Annotated in this window: 14 protein-coding genes; 8 read left to right on the plus strand and 6 right to left on the minus strand. The window is 67.5% G+C overall.

Annotated elements, in window-relative coordinates:
* Positions 1-3: 3 nt before the first annotated feature.
* On the minus strand, positions 4-1,059 hold the full coding sequence (locus F0U60_RS02285) for an alpha/beta fold hydrolase (RefSeq protein ID WP_395813447.1): 1,056 nt from the start codon (positions 1,057-1,059) through the stop codon (positions 4-6).
* Positions 1,060-1,424: 365 nt separating this feature from the next.
* Between F0U60_RS02285 and F0U60_RS02290 the strand changes: the two genes are divergently transcribed.
* The 3 genes from F0U60_RS02290 (at position 1,425) to F0U60_RS02300 (ending at position 3,809) form a co-directional block, all read left to right on the plus strand.
* Positions 1,425-2,303, plus strand: a complete 879-nt coding sequence (locus F0U60_RS02290) for a DUF2381 family protein (protein ID WP_395813449.1) — start codon at positions 1,425-1,427, stop codon at positions 2,301-2,303.
* 39 nt (positions 2,304-2,342) lie between these two features.
* Entirely contained in the window at positions 2,343-2,516 is a 174-nt protein-coding gene (locus tag F0U60_RS02295; protein ID WP_395813451.1) for a hypothetical protein, read from the plus strand.
* A 147-nt stretch (positions 2,517-2,663) separates the two neighbouring features.
* A complete protein-coding gene (locus F0U60_RS02300) occupies positions 2,664-3,809 on the plus strand; it encodes a hypothetical protein (protein WP_395813453.1) in 1,146 nt (381 codons plus the stop codon).
* 14 nt (positions 3,810-3,823) lie between these two features.
* Here the strand turns inward: F0U60_RS02300 and F0U60_RS02305 are convergent, their stop codons facing one another.
* The 3 genes from F0U60_RS02305 to alr form a co-directional block, all read right to left on the minus strand.
* Positions 3,824-4,762 (minus strand): thrombospondin type 3 repeat-containing protein, encoded by a 939-nt coding sequence (locus F0U60_RS02305; protein ID WP_395813455.1) that lies wholly within the window; start codon positions 4,760-4,762, stop codon positions 3,824-3,826.
* A complete protein-coding gene (locus F0U60_RS02310) occupies positions 4,762-5,739 on the minus strand; it encodes a hypothetical protein (protein WP_395813457.1) in 978 nt (325 codons plus the stop codon). Before F0U60_RS02310 ends, F0U60_RS02305 begins: the two co-directional genes overlap by 1 nt.
* A 143-nt stretch (positions 5,740-5,882) precedes the next feature.
* Entirely contained in the window at positions 5,883-7,088 is a 1,206-nt protein-coding gene (gene alr, locus F0U60_RS02315) for an alanine racemase (RefSeq protein WP_395813459.1), read from the minus strand.
* Positions 7,089-7,313: 225 nt separating this feature from the next.
* On the opposite strand from alr, the gene F0U60_RS02320 reads away from it, so the two are divergent.
* The 3 genes from F0U60_RS02320 (at position 7,314) to F0U60_RS02330 (ending at position 10,149) form a co-directional block, all read left to right on the plus strand.
* Positions 7,314-7,511: a hypothetical protein gene (locus tag F0U60_RS02320; protein ID WP_395813461.1), complete on the plus strand. Its 198-nt coding sequence runs from the start codon at positions 7,314-7,316 to the stop codon at positions 7,509-7,511.
* Between the two features lie 195 nt (positions 7,512-7,706).
* Positions 7,707-8,942 carry an amidohydrolase family protein gene (locus tag F0U60_RS02325; RefSeq protein ID WP_395813463.1) on the plus strand — a complete coding sequence of 412 codons (1,236 nt, stop codon included), beginning with the start codon at positions 7,707-7,709 and terminating at the stop codon, positions 8,940-8,942.
* 154 nt (positions 8,943-9,096) lie between these two features.
* Positions 9,097-10,149, plus strand: coding sequence for a type VI immunity family protein (locus F0U60_RS02330; protein ID WP_395813465.1), 1,053 nt, complete (start codon positions 9,097-9,099; stop codon positions 10,147-10,149).
* 96 nt (positions 10,150-10,245) lie between these two features.
* Here the strand turns inward: F0U60_RS02330 and F0U60_RS02335 are convergent, their stop codons facing one another.
* Entirely contained in the window at positions 10,246-11,055 is an 810-nt protein-coding gene (locus F0U60_RS02335; RefSeq protein WP_395813467.1) for a M57 family metalloprotease, read from the minus strand.
* Between the two features lie 382 nt (positions 11,056-11,437).
* Between F0U60_RS02335 and F0U60_RS02340 the strand changes: the two genes are divergently transcribed.
* Together F0U60_RS02340 and F0U60_RS02345 are read left to right on the plus strand one after the other, a co-directional pair.
* Positions 11,438-12,346, plus strand: a complete 909-nt coding sequence (locus tag F0U60_RS02340) for a hypothetical protein (protein WP_395813469.1) — start codon at positions 11,438-11,440, stop codon at positions 12,344-12,346.
* Positions 12,347-12,355: 9 nt separating this feature from the next.
* Positions 12,356-13,387, plus strand: a complete 1,032-nt coding sequence (locus F0U60_RS02345) for a medium chain dehydrogenase/reductase family protein (RefSeq protein WP_395813471.1) — start codon at positions 12,356-12,358, stop codon at positions 13,385-13,387.
* 21 nt (positions 13,388-13,408) lie between these two features.
* On the opposite strand, the gene F0U60_RS02350 is transcribed toward F0U60_RS02345, so the two are convergent.
* Complete coding sequence (locus tag F0U60_RS02350; RefSeq protein WP_395813473.1) at positions 13,409-13,804, minus strand: VOC family protein; 396 nt, start codon at positions 13,802-13,804, stop codon at positions 13,409-13,411.
* Between the last annotated feature and the right edge of the window lie 9 nt (positions 13,805-13,813).

A 13,813-nucleotide genomic window follows, 5' to 3' on the forward strand; every position in this document is an offset into this window, starting at 1 on the left:
GGCTTAGCGGGCGTGCTCCAGGAGGAACGGGAAGGCGAGCCGCTCGAACTCCTGGGGCTTCTCCACGTGCGGGCTGTGGCCGGTGTCCGGGAGCACCTCCTCTTGGAAGCGCCCGCCATTGGCCGCGTAGCGCTCGAAGAGCCTGCGCGTCTGGAGAATCATGGGCTGCGGCGGGTACGTGTCCTCGCCAGGCCAGCCGGGGATGGCGCCCAGCTTGCCGAGGTAGCCGAAGTCGAAGAGCGAGGTGTCGGAGACGATGACGTCGTCCGCGCCGCGGATCCACAGCACGTCCGGCTTCTGGGAGATGGAGGCGAACGGGCTCAGGTTGAAGTACTTGGGCGAGAAGGAGTTGTTCATCCCCGTGGTGCCCGGCGCCACGCCCGGCCAGTTCGGGCTCTTCTCGAAGGTGCCGGGATAGTGCGCATCCCCCACGCGGGTGGAGAGCACCGACTCCAGCAGCGCCTCCTCGTTGGGCGCCTTGAAGGGCGGCTTCACGTAGCAGCCGTTCATCACGTTGCGCGGCGACGTCTGGCTCTCCGCGGAACGGTCCTTCTTGGCCAGGCGCTGCGCGAAGTCCGGGTTGGCGGTGCCTCCACCCGAGCCCGCGAAGTCCGGCCAGCACGGCGTGCCCTCCGCGTCCTTCGTGCCGCCAAAGCCATACGGGGACACGGGCGCCTCCAGCACCAGGCCCGCCACGCGCTCCGGGTGGTCGATGGCCAGCTGCATCACCACGCCCGCTCCCGCGGAGTGGGCCACGAAGAGCGCGCGCTGGATGCCCAGCGTGTCCATCAGCGAGGCCACGTCGTCACTGTGGTCCCGCATGCCGCGCGTGGCGTCGATGGGCTTGGGCTCGGTGTCCCCGTAGCCCCGGAGGTCCGGCGCGATGCCGCGCAGACCCTTGGGGAGGCGAGAGAGCAGGGTCTCGAAGAATGCGGAGGACGAACAGTTGCCGTGCACGAACACCACCGGAAAGCCGTCCTCTCCCGTCATGCGCGTGTGCACGGTGAGCCGCTTCGTCTGGATGTCGCGGGGCTCCACGACTCGGGCCTTGTCGGTCATCTACGCCGCTCCTTCGAGGTTGTTGCTGCGATGAAAACCCAGGCCTCTTGCGGGGGTGCGCCTCTCGCGTGCTTCGTGCCCGCGGCGTCGGCCCCCCGGCAAAGATGACGCCTGATTCATGTCTCAATATTTGATATCCCAGGCCTCTCGCGCCGGTCAAACAATCCCTTTCAGGTTTCTCCGCTCCGTCCCTGCTCGCTGATTCTTGACGCGACGCGTGATTGTGACGGTTTACAGGAGCCCCCTCCCAGGGTCGTAGTTCGTAGGTATACGAATGCCCGACTTCTCCCCTCCCCAGAATCGGCCTTGCTGCATAGGTTGGGTGACGCATGAGGTCAGGAATCGCAGAGATGACTCTCTGCGTCATGCTGCTCCTGGCTATGCGTGTCTCCGCGGCGGGGGAGGAGGCGCGGCCGGCGGTTCGTAAGCCCAGGCTGCGCGCGGTCACGGTGTCGGGTGGGGTCGAGGAGGTACGCGTGGCCGCTCGGACGGCGACGCGGATCCGTTTCGACACCGCCGTGGACGCGGTGCGCACCCGCCTGGAGGATGGGCACGGGCGCTTCGAGCCCCTGTTGGTGAGCCAGGGTTTCCTCGTCGTCACCCCGCGCGAGGAACTCCCCGAGTCCGAGCAGGTGACGCTGCGAGTGGTGTTGTCGGATGGCACACAGGTGCCCTTCGTGCTCGCGGCCAGCCCCACCGAGGTGGATGTGCAGGTGCGGGTTTCCCGTTACGGCTCGGTGCCGGTGCCCTCTGTGGGAGATGTGCCAGCGGTCGTGTCCGCGGTGTGGCGCCAGCGCGTGCGGGAACTGCGAGCCAGCGGCACGGAGTGGCCCGAGCGTCACCGCTCTCGTCGAGGCGAGGGGCGCGCGGGTCGGCTCGCGGAGTCCATGTTGGTGCTCGCCTCGCGAGCGGGGTCACCGCCAGCGGAGGTGGTGCCAGCGGTGTGGCGCGAGGGCTCCGGGCCCGAGGTGGTGGAGCAGCGCCTGTTTCACTCGGGAGGACTGTCCGGCTTCGTGGTGCGGGTGAGGAATCCGGATCCGCTGCGGCCCTGGGGGCCCGGCGAGGTGCGGGTGCGTCATGCGGAGAGCGGGGAGGAGGTGGAGGTGCTGGCGCTCCGCATGCGGCCCGTGTCGCTCCCGCCCGGTGGGTGGGGCTGGCTCGTCGTCGTCACTCGGGCCCTGCCCGAGGACGGGCAGGCCCCCTTCGAGTTGCTGCTGCGTGGGCGGAAGGGCGTCGCGTTGTGACCGGCTTTGTCTGCAGTCGTATGCCCGGAGGAGGACGTCATGAAAACGAACACGAAGACCCACTGGCGTCGTTGGATGTTGATCATCGGCTCGGCCGCGGCTCTTGCGGGAGGGGGGGCCGCCTATGCCATGGAGGGGTGCTGGAAGTGCCGGCCGTGCGGCTGCGGCTCGGATGGAGGTTACATCCTGTGTTGTGACATCTCTGTTTGCTGAGGGGTAGCGGTACGGATTGAAGGTTGGTGCGGAACCGCGTCACTCCTCCCTCGGAAGCTGAGGGAGGCGGGCCCCCTTGGGCTCTTCGCACCGTGCATGGGTATGCCCACACCGTTCACGGAGGGGAAGACATGAGAGGCGCAGCACATGCGTGACAGGACAGGGTCGAAGCGGGCCGCGCTCGCGTTCGCGGCGGGAGGCGTGGCGGTCTTTCTCTGGCAACTCGCCACTGCCTCACCCGGACCGGGCCGATGGGAAGCCCCTCCCGACACTCCCGGGAGCTTTCGAGAACGTCCCCGGCCTCGAGCCCTCCTTCACGGTGCCTCCGTGCTCGATGCCAGCTTCGCGGCTTCCTCCGCATCGCGCCTCGTGGCGGCCGTCCCCGCGTGGATGCAGCACCGGCCTGCCTCGCGCGTGCCCGAGCCTGCTTCCGAGGCACCCGCTTCTTCTTCCACTCCTGTTGCTGGCACCGTCTTGCCGCTCTCCTCGGAGGAGATTGCGCCGGATGGGCTCCCGGCTTCGGGGATGCGCTGCACCCGCTCGGGCGAGGGCTTCAACTGTGGAAGCTGTCGAACCGATGGTGACTGTCCCGCGGGTCAGGGGTGCGTGGCCAATCGCGAGACACGCCGCTTCGAATGCATGGCCTCCGAGTGTGAAGAGGACGTGCACTGTCTCCCCGGCACCGTGTGCCGCTCTGTCACCACCGGCGCCACGGGCACTGTCGTGCGCCGCTGTGTCCCCGAGGGCGTGCGCCGCGAGGGCGAGTCGTGTGACTCCCTGCCCATCTCATCCACGGGCGCCTGCCGTGAAGGGCTGCGGTGTGTCCAGCAGGTGTGCTCCGCACCGTGTGCACTCGATGGGAGCGTGGCGTGTCCCTCGGGCTACGTGTGCACCGACAGCCTCGATGGCCCGGGGTGCTTTCCGGACTGCCAGCAGCTAGGTTGTCCCAACGGGCAACACTGCGAACGCGTCCGGGATGATCAGTATCAATGTCTCGTGGATTCCGAGGGTGATTGTCGCGACACCCCGTGCCCCGAGGGCGAGCGCTGCAACATGCGCATGTCTCGGGGCCGCGCTGTTTTCTGGTGCGCCAAGGTCTGCAATCCCGTGCTTCCCGGCACGTGCCCCACCGGGAATGTCTGCGGCATGGGCAGCCCCACCGTGAGCACCTGCTTCCGCCAGTGCGATCCCCTGGATGACAAGGCCTGCGGCCCTGGATGGTCCTGCTCCACCGTCACCGAGGACATGTCTGTCTTCGGGTGCAGCCCGGAGTTGGACGGGCGCGAGGGGTGACCTTCACTTCGGGCTCACTTCGCCAGCGGCACGCCCAGGTCCTGGAGGACTTTGAAGTCGAACACCAACATTCCGCCCCAGGAGAAGGCGCGCTCGTTGGCGAGGTCGAACTGGGCGAACGGCATCACCGAGAGAATGTCGAGGAAGCCCACCCGGGGCCCTACTCCGAGGTGCAGGGGGCGGTTCTCGACTCCCTCCACGCGCCTCGCCCAGAGGAGCTGCGCTCCGACGCCGAACTTGAACTCCTTGGCCCACGAGCCCGCGTAGGGCGCCCACTGCATCGGCCGGAAGTCGAGCGCCGCGTAGGGGCCGAGGTGCTCGGCTGCGAAGAGGTTCACTGAATCGCCATACACACCGGCGGACCAGTACCAGGCGGGGACCTTCAAGGCCGTGCCTTTCGCGTCGAAGCGCCACTCGCCGAGCGAGCCTCCCAGGTGCAGTCCGAGCCCTGTTGAGCCAACCCAGTTCCCTCGGTACCGGTACCCCAGCGCGAGCGGGCGGATGAAGAGCTGCAACCGTCGGCCGAGCGGATGGGGATCTCGCCACTCCGAGTGGGCCTTCTCCTCGGGACACGGGGCCTGTTCGCCGCTCTCGTTCCGGGGATTGGGAAGGCGACAGGTGTCGCACTCGTCGCCGACGCCATCGTTGTCCGCGTCGGCGTGCTCGCCGTCCTTCACGGGCGCGAGTGGGCAGAGATCGCACGCGTTCCCTGCTCCATCCCCATCGCTGTCCTCCTGGTCGGGGTTCTCATCGAGCGGGCAGTTGTCGGCGCACTCCTGCATGCGGCCGGGATGGCAGCGGGGCGCCTCCTTCTGGCCTGGCGGGAGATCCGGCACGCCATCCCCGTCGCTGTCTGCGATGGGCAAGGGCTCGGCGGCCGGTGGGAGTTGCGCGGCGAGCGAAGCCTGCGCGAGCAGGAGGACAGTGGTCAGCGTGAGCGGAGTGGAGCGCATCAGAGGCAGAGCCCGAAGACGTTGGGGTCACTGCAGAGCAGCGAGTGCTCCGCGGAGGGCAGGCGCCGGATCGTCGCTTCGTCCTGCACCCACGAGGGGAGCTTGTCTCGTGTGAACTTGTCCGGGACGAGGTTGTCTCCGTCCACGGTGATGACCTCCTCCGTGCTCGGAAACTTCGGGAGCAGGAAGGGGGTCTTGAGGTTGTTCCCCTGGAGAATGCGGATGAAGTCGAGTTTGCGCAGCGGCTCGAAATAGCCCGTCGTGGTGGCTCGGTAGAGCGCTCGCGCTCGTTCGAGGTGCGCCCTGTCGATGTGCTGCGAGAGGTCCACCGGCGCACCGGGAGCGGGCAGGAATCCGGTGTTCATCCACGTGGCGTCGAGGAGCAGCTCGGGGCGGTTTGGGTTGCCCTGGGTGATGCTCCAGCGCGGCAGCATCTGGTAGATGGAGGGCCAGGTGCGCACCACCTCCTTCGGGATGACACTGCTGAAGAGGGTGCCCGTGAGCAGCGCGAGCAGTGCGTTCACCGTCCCGAAGAACGGCACGCCCACGAAACACACGCTCTGGACGAGCTGGGCGAATCTCTCGGCACCGAGGAGCCGGGCCGCAGCCAGGACCAACAGCCCTCCCTGGGAGTGGGCCACCAGTCGCCAGCGATCTCCGCTCGAGGCCTCCGCCTGGAGGTGCTCGGCGAGGCGCTTGCCGCTGTAGCGGATGTCGAGGCGCCAGTCGTAGTTGAAGAAGTCCCACTTGGGGAACGCGTGCGCGAAGGGCTCATAGGCGAGCGTCATGTACCCGCTGGCCACGAGCGTGTTGTGGAGCGGCTCGAGCGCGTCCGGGTCCGGCTCGTGCTCACAGCAGAGCGTCTGCGCGGCGTTGGTCTGGGTGAGGAGCTCGAAGATGCTCGCGGCCCGTGCTCCACTCGCGGTCTGGTAGAGCACTCCTCCCGTTCCTGGGACCACCATCTGGCGGCGAGGCATGAGCTCCTCCTGCTGCTCGGAGAAGCCAACACCCAACGCGCACGGATGACATCGAGCGGTGCGCTATCAACCGCCATCACCGGACAGACCGGGTCCGGGATGTTCAGGATCGGCGTGTGCACTGCCCCTGAGGGCAATGGGGCTCAGGGGACCACGACGCGGCGCAGGTGGGCTCCCAGGCGGGTCGTGAGCTCGTAGTGGATGGTCTGCGCCCAGTCCGCCAGGTTCTCCGCGTGCAGGTGCTCGTCTCCGTCCTTGCCGAGCAGCGTCGCCGTCAGCGGTCGCTCGTCATGCGTGGCGCGCGTCACGTCCACGATGATGTGGTTCATCATCACGCGCCCCAGCACCGGGCAGCGTCGCCCGTTCACCAGCACGTGCGCCTTCCCCGACATCAAGCGCGCATAGCCGTCGAAGTAGCCCACTGGCAGCACCGCCACCCTCGTCGCCTCGGGGCACCGGTACGTGCACCCGTAGCCCACGTAGCTCCCCGACGGCAGCCACTTCACCACCTGGCTCGGGCAGCGCCACGACAGCACCGGCCTGAGTTCGGGCACTCGTCCGAGCACCAGCCGCGCTGACAGCCGCGTCTCCGTCGAGGGCCACAGGCCATACAGCGAGATGCCTACGCGTTGTGCGTCGTAGCGCGCCCTCGGCAGCACCAGCGTCGCTGCACTTGCCGCCATGTGCCGCTGCAAGGGTTCCTGCACCGGGACGCTCGTGCGCAACGCCATCAGCCCGCCCTCGAAGACGTCGAGCTGGGATTCCGCGTACGTCTGCTCCGTCACGTCCTCGGTGTTCGCGAAGTGGCTCAGCACTCCCACTACCTGGAGCACGTCCGCTGCGTCTCGCAGGAAGTCCAGTTCGCCCCCGGCGATCTGCCCTGGTGTGAAGCCCTCGCGGCCCAGCCCCGTGTCCACGTGCACGTGCGCTCGCAGCGGGTGCTCCAGCTTCGCCCGGCGCAGCTCCGCCACCGTGTCCTTCCACGAGCCGTCTCCCACCACCACGTCTACTCCCGCTCGGGCCAGCGTCACCGCCTCCTCTGCGTCCATCGCGCCGATGACCAGCGCCTGCTTGCGCGGCAGGCCCCGCGTCTGCTCGAGGGCCCGCATCGTCAACGCGTCCCCCGGCGTGATGAAGTACATGACGTCCACCAGCGGGTGCACCAGCGGCAGCATCTGCGTCAGGCCGTGGCCGTATGCGTTGCCCTTCAGCACCGCTCCCAGCGCCCTCGGGCCACCCGTGTCCGCGGACAGCTTGCGCAGTGTGCTCACGTTCGCGGCGAGCGCTCCCGCCGACAGCTCCAGCCATGAGGCCACTCGTCCCGCTGCTCCCGCAGTCACTTCGTGCATCTTCCGCCTGCCCGTCCTTCGCGCCACTCGGCGCGGCTGTGATGGGGGCCTGTGCTCCCGTGCACGGGCCTCCTCACTTCGCGTTCTGCGCCAAAGCATGCCTCTTTGCACGCGCCTTCCGAGCGGCCAGGCAACATGGCGTCCGATGCTTCGAATGGTGGACGGTGGTTCCTCCCTGCCTTCTCGGCCGTCGTGCGCATCCTCTCCCCCAGGAGGTCACACCCCATGAGTCTCTGGCAGAAGCTTTCCTCGCGCTTCCGTGGTCACTCCGAAGACAATTCTCAGCGCTCCGCCGAACCCGAGTCCCCCGGCGTGACCTACGCCGACTTGGAGCGCGACAAGGAGCTGAAGGAACGGCAGCTTTCTGGCGTGTCTGCGCCGCCTCTGGGCAAGGACGCTTCCGCCATCGAAGAGGACGAGTGAGGCGCTTCGTCGCGTAGGGGACGGGGGCGGCGAGGACGGGAGCGGATACCCTCACCCCGACCCTCTCCCGAAGGGAGAGGGAGGGAGGGAGTCGGCGGACCTGTGATAGGTCGCTGGGTCTCTACTCCTGCTTCCTTGCCCTCCATGCACTTCCTGCTCGCCCTCCTCGTCGCGCTCCTCTGTGCCGTGCCTTCCATGGCATCCGCTCAGACTCCCGCTTCCGAGTCCTCGTTCCTCCTGCGTCCCGCTCGCGTCTTTGACGGTGTCTCCGCGAAGCCCCAGGAGGGGTGGGTTGTGCTCGTCCGCGGTGACCGCATTGTCGCCGTCGGGCCCGCCGCCCGGGTGACTGCCCCCGCTGGCGCCGAGGTCATCGACCTTCCCGGCACCACACTTCTTCCTGGTCTCATCGAGGGGCACTCGCATCTGCTCCTCCACCCCTACAATGAGACCTCCTGGAATGATCAGGTGCTTCGCGAGTCGCTCGCGCTCCGCGTCGTCCGCGCCACCAATCACGCTCGCGATACGCTGCTCGCTGGTTTCACCACCGTGCGCGACCTCGGCACCGAGGGCGCTGCCGACGCCGACGTGGGTCTTAAGCAGGCCATTCAGCAGGGCATCATCCCCGGGCCCCGCGTGCTCGCCACCACCCGTGCCCTCGTCGCCACCGGCTCCTACGGACCCAAGGGGTTCGCGGCCGAGTGGCATGTTCCCCAGGGGGCCGAGGAGGCAGATGGGGTCGACGGGCTCATCCGTGCCGTCCGCGGGCAGATGGGGAAGGGCGCTGATTGGATCAAGGTCTACGGCGATTATCGCTGGGGGCCCAATGGCGAGGCGCTCCCCACCTTCTCGCTTGAGGAGCTGAAGCTCATTGTCCAGACCGCTCGTGACGGCGATCGCCCCGTGGTGGTCCACTCCAGCACCCCCGAGGGCATGCGCCGCGCCGTGCTTGCCGGTGCTGAAACCATCGAGCACGGAGACAACGGCACTCCCGAGGTCTTCAAGCTCATGGCCGAGCGCGGTGTCTTCCTGTGCCCCACGCTCGCCGCCGGTGACGCCATCCGTCAGTACGGTGGCTGGAAGAAGGGCACTGACCCCGAGCCCCCCGCCATTCAGCAGAAGCGTGCCAGTTTCCGTGCTGCGCTCGCCGCGGGTGTCCCCATCTGCAGCGGCAGCGACGTGGGGGTCTTCTCCCACGGGGACAATGCCCGCGAGCTGGAGTTGATGGTCGGCTACGGCATGACGCCCGTTCAGGCGTTGAAGGCCGCTACCTCCGTGAATGCGCGCATGCTCCACATGGAGGATCGCATCGGCCAGGTGAAGGAAGGACTCTTTGCCGACTTGGTCGCGGTGGAGGGAGATCCGACCAAGGACATCGCCTCGTTGCGCCGCGTGCGCTTCGTCATGAAGGGCGGCACTGTCTACCGGCGGTAGCGCTTCATTTCAGTCTTTCCCCTGCAGCTCACAGGCTTGCCCCGTTGAAGTCTTTCGGAGTGGAGGCCCAGCTGACGGGCTATCAGCAGCTCACGAGGAGGTGCCCTGTAGCGCTCATTACTCCGAATGGGCTCTGGCAGCATGGCGTTGACCCATGACTCCGCACTATCCGCGTCTGCGCCTTCGCGGCATTCCTCCTGGGCGCTGGAAGTCCCATGAAGGCAAGCCGCCACGTCCCAGGCGTGAGCTTCTTGCCCGAGACGTCTTCCGTCTTGCCTTCTACCTGCCCCATGATCACAGCGAAATCGCCGAAGGGGTCCTCCACGCGGTCAACAGCTACATCCAGGCGGTTGGCGAGGGCCCCAAGGCAATCAATCGCGTCTATCTCGGGGGCAATGACGAAGGCGCGCCTCTGACCGAAGAGTGGTGGGGCTACATCCGCAACACCCTCCAGCCCCAGCGTCGATGGTACTTCCCCGACGACTACAGCGAGGCCGAGGCCCGGCGCGTTGAGAAACGGGGCTACCAGACGAGGTTGATTCTCACGGGGGGAATCAGTGGCTCCAACGGCTATCAACTCGAATACCGGGCCCGGCTTCCTTATCGGCCTCCTACTCCGAACGCCGTGAGCCTCCTCACCGCGACGCTTCCCACCGAGTACCTGGAGGCGCACGGAGCCATGCGCGTGCGCGCGCTCGCTCTGGAGATGGCTTCTCGACTTCGCTTTGCCTCCGGTCATGCTGGCCTTGCGCTGAGCCTCTACTCGTCCCTGCGTATCTCCTCTGCATCCCTTCGCACGGAGCTCTTCCGTTATCCTGGTATCGACGTGCGCCCCGCCTGGCTCGACTCGCACCAGATGGGCCTTCAGATCGATGGTGTCCACTGGCTCAACTTCCTCGCTCAGCCAGTGCTCGGAGAGCTGGGTGGTGCCGCAGTTCTCAGCTCTCGGCTTCATGCTCCCGAAACGACCGTGCAGGAGCTGGGCGAGGATCGGGTCGTTATCTCCCTTGGAGACTGCCCGAACGCCGGTGACCTGTCCGTGGGGCAGGAGCTTCCCGCCTATCGCGAGCTCGCCCGGTTTCTGGATCCCTGGCTGGAGCCTCTGCGCCTTTCACACGGGACGTTGTTCGTCGAGCCGCCCCGGTACACCGCACTGCGCTTCACCGAGGAGGAGGCAAGGCGCTGGTGGAGACGCTTCCTCGATTGATGTGTCGCCAATCTCATGACCCGCAAGAACAACGGGCGGCTCCCTTCTCCAGGGGCCGCCCGTGGCTCACTTCGATTCTGGGAATGCGCTACCCCATTACGGGTAGAGGCTGGCCGCGCCCTGCTTGTCCAGCGTGGTGAGCGTCAGGTTCCAGGTGTTGGTGCCGTTGCACTGCGGGTAGTGCATCACCGAGCTGGAGTCGTACGACGTCAGCGCGCGCCACTGGTTGTCCTCGTAGCAGGCGCCCGCCTCGGGACGGGTGTGCTCGTGGCGGAAGCCGAGCGTGTGTCCCAGCTCGTGGCGGAGGATGCCGTCCAGCCCCGGCGCGCCCGCCTGGAAGGCCGAGTTGTCGATGAGCACGTTGCGGCTCCGGCGGCTGCTGTTCGGGAAGAACGCGCGCGCCAGGTACTGGCCTCCCACGTTCACCGGGCTCACGTCGAACACCACGTTGCTGTTACGGCTGGTGCAGTTGCTGTCCTGGGCCGACACGTGGATGAAGTTCACCTTGGCCGCGCCCTCCCAGGCGCTCGCCGCGGTGTTCATCGCGCTCACCACCTTGCTGTAGTTGCCGCCGAACTTCGTGCTCACGCAGTAGGTGAGGTTCAGCGCCTGGCTGGCCGTCCACTTGATGTCGTTGCCACCCGAGCTGTACACGCACAGCTCGCCCGTGGTCTGGCCCACGTCACCGCCCGCCATCTGCTCGTACGCCGCGCGCAGCTCCGCTTCGTCCTCCGCCATCTGGTCGCCGGCGTAGATGAACACGCCCGTCTCCGGCTCCTGGTAGACGTTCGCTTGGAACTCCTCCCAAGACATCTTCTTCTGCTCCTCTGGAGCCGCCTCGGGGCCACAGGCCGTCCCGAGGAGGGTCACACTGGCCAGAAAAGCGACAGAGCGAAACTTGAGCATCGGAGTTCCTTTCGATTGAGCGAGGCACCGGGCCCCGGAGAGTGTCCTCCCCGCCCGGCGTGGCTCGCCTCTGAGCAGCCCTCGTGCCAGTTCGAGCTTCTCCGTGATTCCAAGGGGTTACTCCCACTCGTGAGGCCCTCGATGGTGCAACCAGGCTCCATCCAGTGACACTGGAAACGTCAAGCAGGTTGGCAATCTCAGCTTTTAGTCCTTGAATCTTGCGAGGTTGAGAAGGTGGCGCGAGGTGTCCGAAATAAAGACAGTGCCTGTCCTGAATGAGGACAGGTGTCTTGGGCGAACACCTCCATCGGTCGCAACCCGGGCCGTCTTGTTGCGACAATCCAGGGCGAAGCACCCTCCGTGCGTTGAGCGAGAACCTTCCATGAGCATCCGAAGGATTGGCGGCTTTCATCCCTCCGTGCAGACCGCGCACCTCGTCGAGGCGCAGCGACGCGTCCAGTCCGTCGAGAAGCACGCCGGGACTGATGACACGGAGCTGCTGACCGAAGAGCAGGCCCTGGAGGCGCTGAATGCCCGGCAGCAGGCGGAGCTGGACGCCCTCGAGGCCGAGCGCGCGCAGCGGGCTCGCGAGGTGGAGGAGCTGCGCGCGAAGCTGATGCTCTCCGATGGGTACGAGGCTGCTCCACGCGAGCTCGTGGATCTGAAGGGCGGCGCGACGGAGAAGGACGTGCTCCCGGACACTCGGGCGGGTGCGGGCAAGCCGGGCGTCTCGCTTGCACACCTGGCTCGGGCCAATGTGTACGAGTCGGTGTCCAGGGCGGAGCGGGCCGCGGCGGAGCGGGCCGCGGTGGAGCAGGCCGAAGCGGAGCGGGCCGCGTTGGCCCAGGCCGAGGCTGCCTCCGTGGACACGGGTCCTGCGGCTGGGGTGGAGGGCAACTGGATGGAGGCGGAGCTCTCCGTGCTCCAGTCGGACCTCGAGGAGCTGGAGGCGCTCGAAGAGGCCGAGGAGGCGTACAGCGATCCGGGCGCGGACTCGTTCGTCGCGAGCCTCGATGACATCGCGAACCTCGAGGAGGGTGGGGTGGACGTCGATGACCCGGGGGCGGACTCGTTCGTCGCGAGCCTCGATGACATCGCGCACCTCGTGCCTGAGTCGGCGCCCGAGGCCTCTGAGGCGAGTGCCACGCCGTCCCTGGCCAGCGAGCCTTCGGTGATCATCTCGGACGAGGTGTCCGCCGCGGTCCCCGGCGAGGCCGCCGCTGTCTCCCCCTCGGAGCCACAGGCGTCATCCGTGGGGCTCCCGTTCGACGACGAGCCGAAGGCCGGGTGAGTCCTGGTCATGCGCAAGGTGGTCATCCCCCGCGCCGGCGGTTACGACCGGCTTACGTTCGAGACGCAGCCCGAGCCCACTCCCGGTCCCGAGGAGGTCGTCGTCACCACGGAGGCCATCGGCGTCAACTACGCCGACTGCGTCATCCGCATGGGGCTGTATGCCTCGGCCAAGGAGTACGTGGGCTGGCCCATCACCCCCGGCTTCGAGTTCGCCGGCACTGTCTCCGCGGTGGGCTCCGCGATCACGGACCTGGCTCCGGGCGCCCAGGTGTTCGGCGTCACGCGCTTCGGAGGTTATTCCACTCATGTCGCCGTACCCCGGCACCAGGTGTTCCTCGTGCCCGCGCGCTTCGACCTGGCCCAGGCCGCTGGGTTTCCCACTGTCTTCCTCACCGCGTACTTCGCCCTCTTCGAGCTGGCCCACCCTCGCCCGGGGAACACGTTGCTCGTGCACTCGGCCGCGGGCGGTGTGGGCGGAGCGCTGCTGCAACTGGGGCGCATCGCGGGTTGCCGCACGGTGGGCGTCGTGGGCTCCAGCCACAAGGTGGAGGTCGCGCGGGCCCTCGGCGCGGACGTCGTCATCGACAAGAGCCGCGAGGACCTCTGGCGCGCCGCCGAGCGGGCCTCGCCCCAGGGCTATGACGTGGTGCTCGACGCGAATGGGGTCTCTACGCTTCGCGAGAGCTACCGGCACCTCGCTCGGCCCGGCAAGCTCGTCATCTATGGCTTCCACTCCATGCTGCCGCGCGAGGGCGGGAGGCCGAACTGGGTGAAGCTCGCCTCGGACTTCCTGCGCACCCCGCGCTTCAACCCGCTCGAGCTCACCCACCACAACGCGAGCGTGCTCGCCTTCAACCTGTCCTATCTCTTCGAGCGGCGGGACGTGCTCGCGGAGGCCATGGGGCGGATGCTCGCGTGGGTGGACGAGGGTCGCATCACTCCGCTCTCCGTCACGCGCTTCCCGCTGGACCGCGTCGCCGAGGCGCATCGCGCGCTGGAGTCCGGCTCCACCGTGGGAAAGCTCGTGCTGGTGCCGTGAGAGCGGCGCGATGGCCCCTGCTCACGGAGCGCCGTGGTACACCGCCTCGATGTTGTTGCCGTCCGGGTCCAACACGAACGCGCCGTAGTAGTGCGGGTGGTAGTGCGGGCGCTCTCCCGGCCCACCGTTGTCCTTTACTCCCGTCTTCAGCGCCGCCTGGTGAAACGCGTCCACCGCCGCTCGGTCCTTGGCGGTGAAGGCCACGTGGCGGGGGCTGGCCGGCGTCTTCACCTCGATGAGCCAGAAGATGCTCCTGCCGGGCGGGCCGAAGGCGCACATCCGCCGGCCGGGGAACTCCGTGTCCCACGTCGCGGTCAGCTCCGGCCCGAGGTTGTAGCCCAGGGGCTTGAGCGCGGCCGTGTAGAACGCCTTCGAGGTGGCGTAGTCCGTTGCGTAGAAGCTCAGGTGGTCGATCATGGTGGCCGC

This window comes from Archangium minus, assembly GCF_044360475.1.
Lineage (GTDB): Bacteria > Myxococcota > Myxococcia > Myxococcales > Myxococcaceae > Archangium > Archangium minus.

What these genes read in the sequence shown, in the direction of transcription:
- F0U60_RS02335 (WP_395813467.1), bottom strand. Translation starts at nt 11,055, where the DNA reads ATGCTCAAGTTTCGCTCTGTCGCTTTTCTGGCCAGTGTGACCCTCCTC.
- F0U60_RS02330 (WP_395813465.1), top strand. Translation starts at nt 9,097, where the DNA reads ATGACTCCGCACTATCCGCGTCTGCGCCTTCGCGGCATTCCTCCTGGG.
- F0U60_RS02290 (WP_395813449.1), top strand. Translation starts at nt 1,425, where the DNA reads ATGCTGCTCCTGGCTATGCGTGTCTCCGCGGCGGGGGAGGAGGCGCGG.
- alr (WP_395813459.1), bottom strand. Translation starts at nt 7,088, where the DNA reads ATGCACGAAGTGACTGCGGGAGCAGCGGGACGAGTGGCCTCATGGCTG.
- F0U60_RS02300 (WP_395813453.1), top strand. Translation starts at nt 2,664, where the DNA reads ATGCGTGACAGGACAGGGTCGAAGCGGGCCGCGCTCGCGTTCGCGGCG.
- F0U60_RS02350 (WP_395813473.1), bottom strand. Translation starts at nt 13,804, where the DNA reads ATGATCGACCACCTGAGCTTCTACGCAACGGACTACGCCACCTCGAAG.
- F0U60_RS02345 (WP_395813471.1), top strand. Translation starts at nt 12,356, where the DNA reads ATGCGCAAGGTGGTCATCCCCCGCGCCGGCGGTTACGACCGGCTTACG.
- F0U60_RS02310 (WP_395813457.1), bottom strand. Translation starts at nt 5,739, where the DNA reads ATGCCTCGCCGCCAGATGGTGGTCCCAGGAACGGGAGGAGTGCTCTAC.
- F0U60_RS02340 (WP_395813469.1), top strand. Translation starts at nt 11,438, where the DNA reads ATGAGCATCCGAAGGATTGGCGGCTTTCATCCCTCCGTGCAGACCGCG.
- F0U60_RS02305 (WP_395813455.1), bottom strand. Translation starts at nt 4,762, where the DNA reads ATGCGCTCCACTCCGCTCACGCTGACCACTGTCCTCCTGCTCGCGCAG.
- F0U60_RS02285 (WP_395813447.1), bottom strand. Translation starts at nt 1,059, where the DNA reads ATGACCGACAAGGCCCGAGTCGTGGAGCCCCGCGACATCCAGACGAAG.
- F0U60_RS02325 (WP_395813463.1), top strand. Translation starts at nt 7,707, where the DNA reads ATGGCATCCGCTCAGACTCCCGCTTCCGAGTCCTCGTTCCTCCTGCGT.
- F0U60_RS02320 (WP_395813461.1), top strand. Translation starts at nt 7,314, where the DNA reads ATGAGTCTCTGGCAGAAGCTTTCCTCGCGCTTCCGTGGTCACTCCGAA.
- F0U60_RS02295 (WP_395813451.1), top strand. Translation starts at nt 2,343, where the DNA reads ATGAAAACGAACACGAAGACCCACTGGCGTCGTTGGATGTTGATCATC.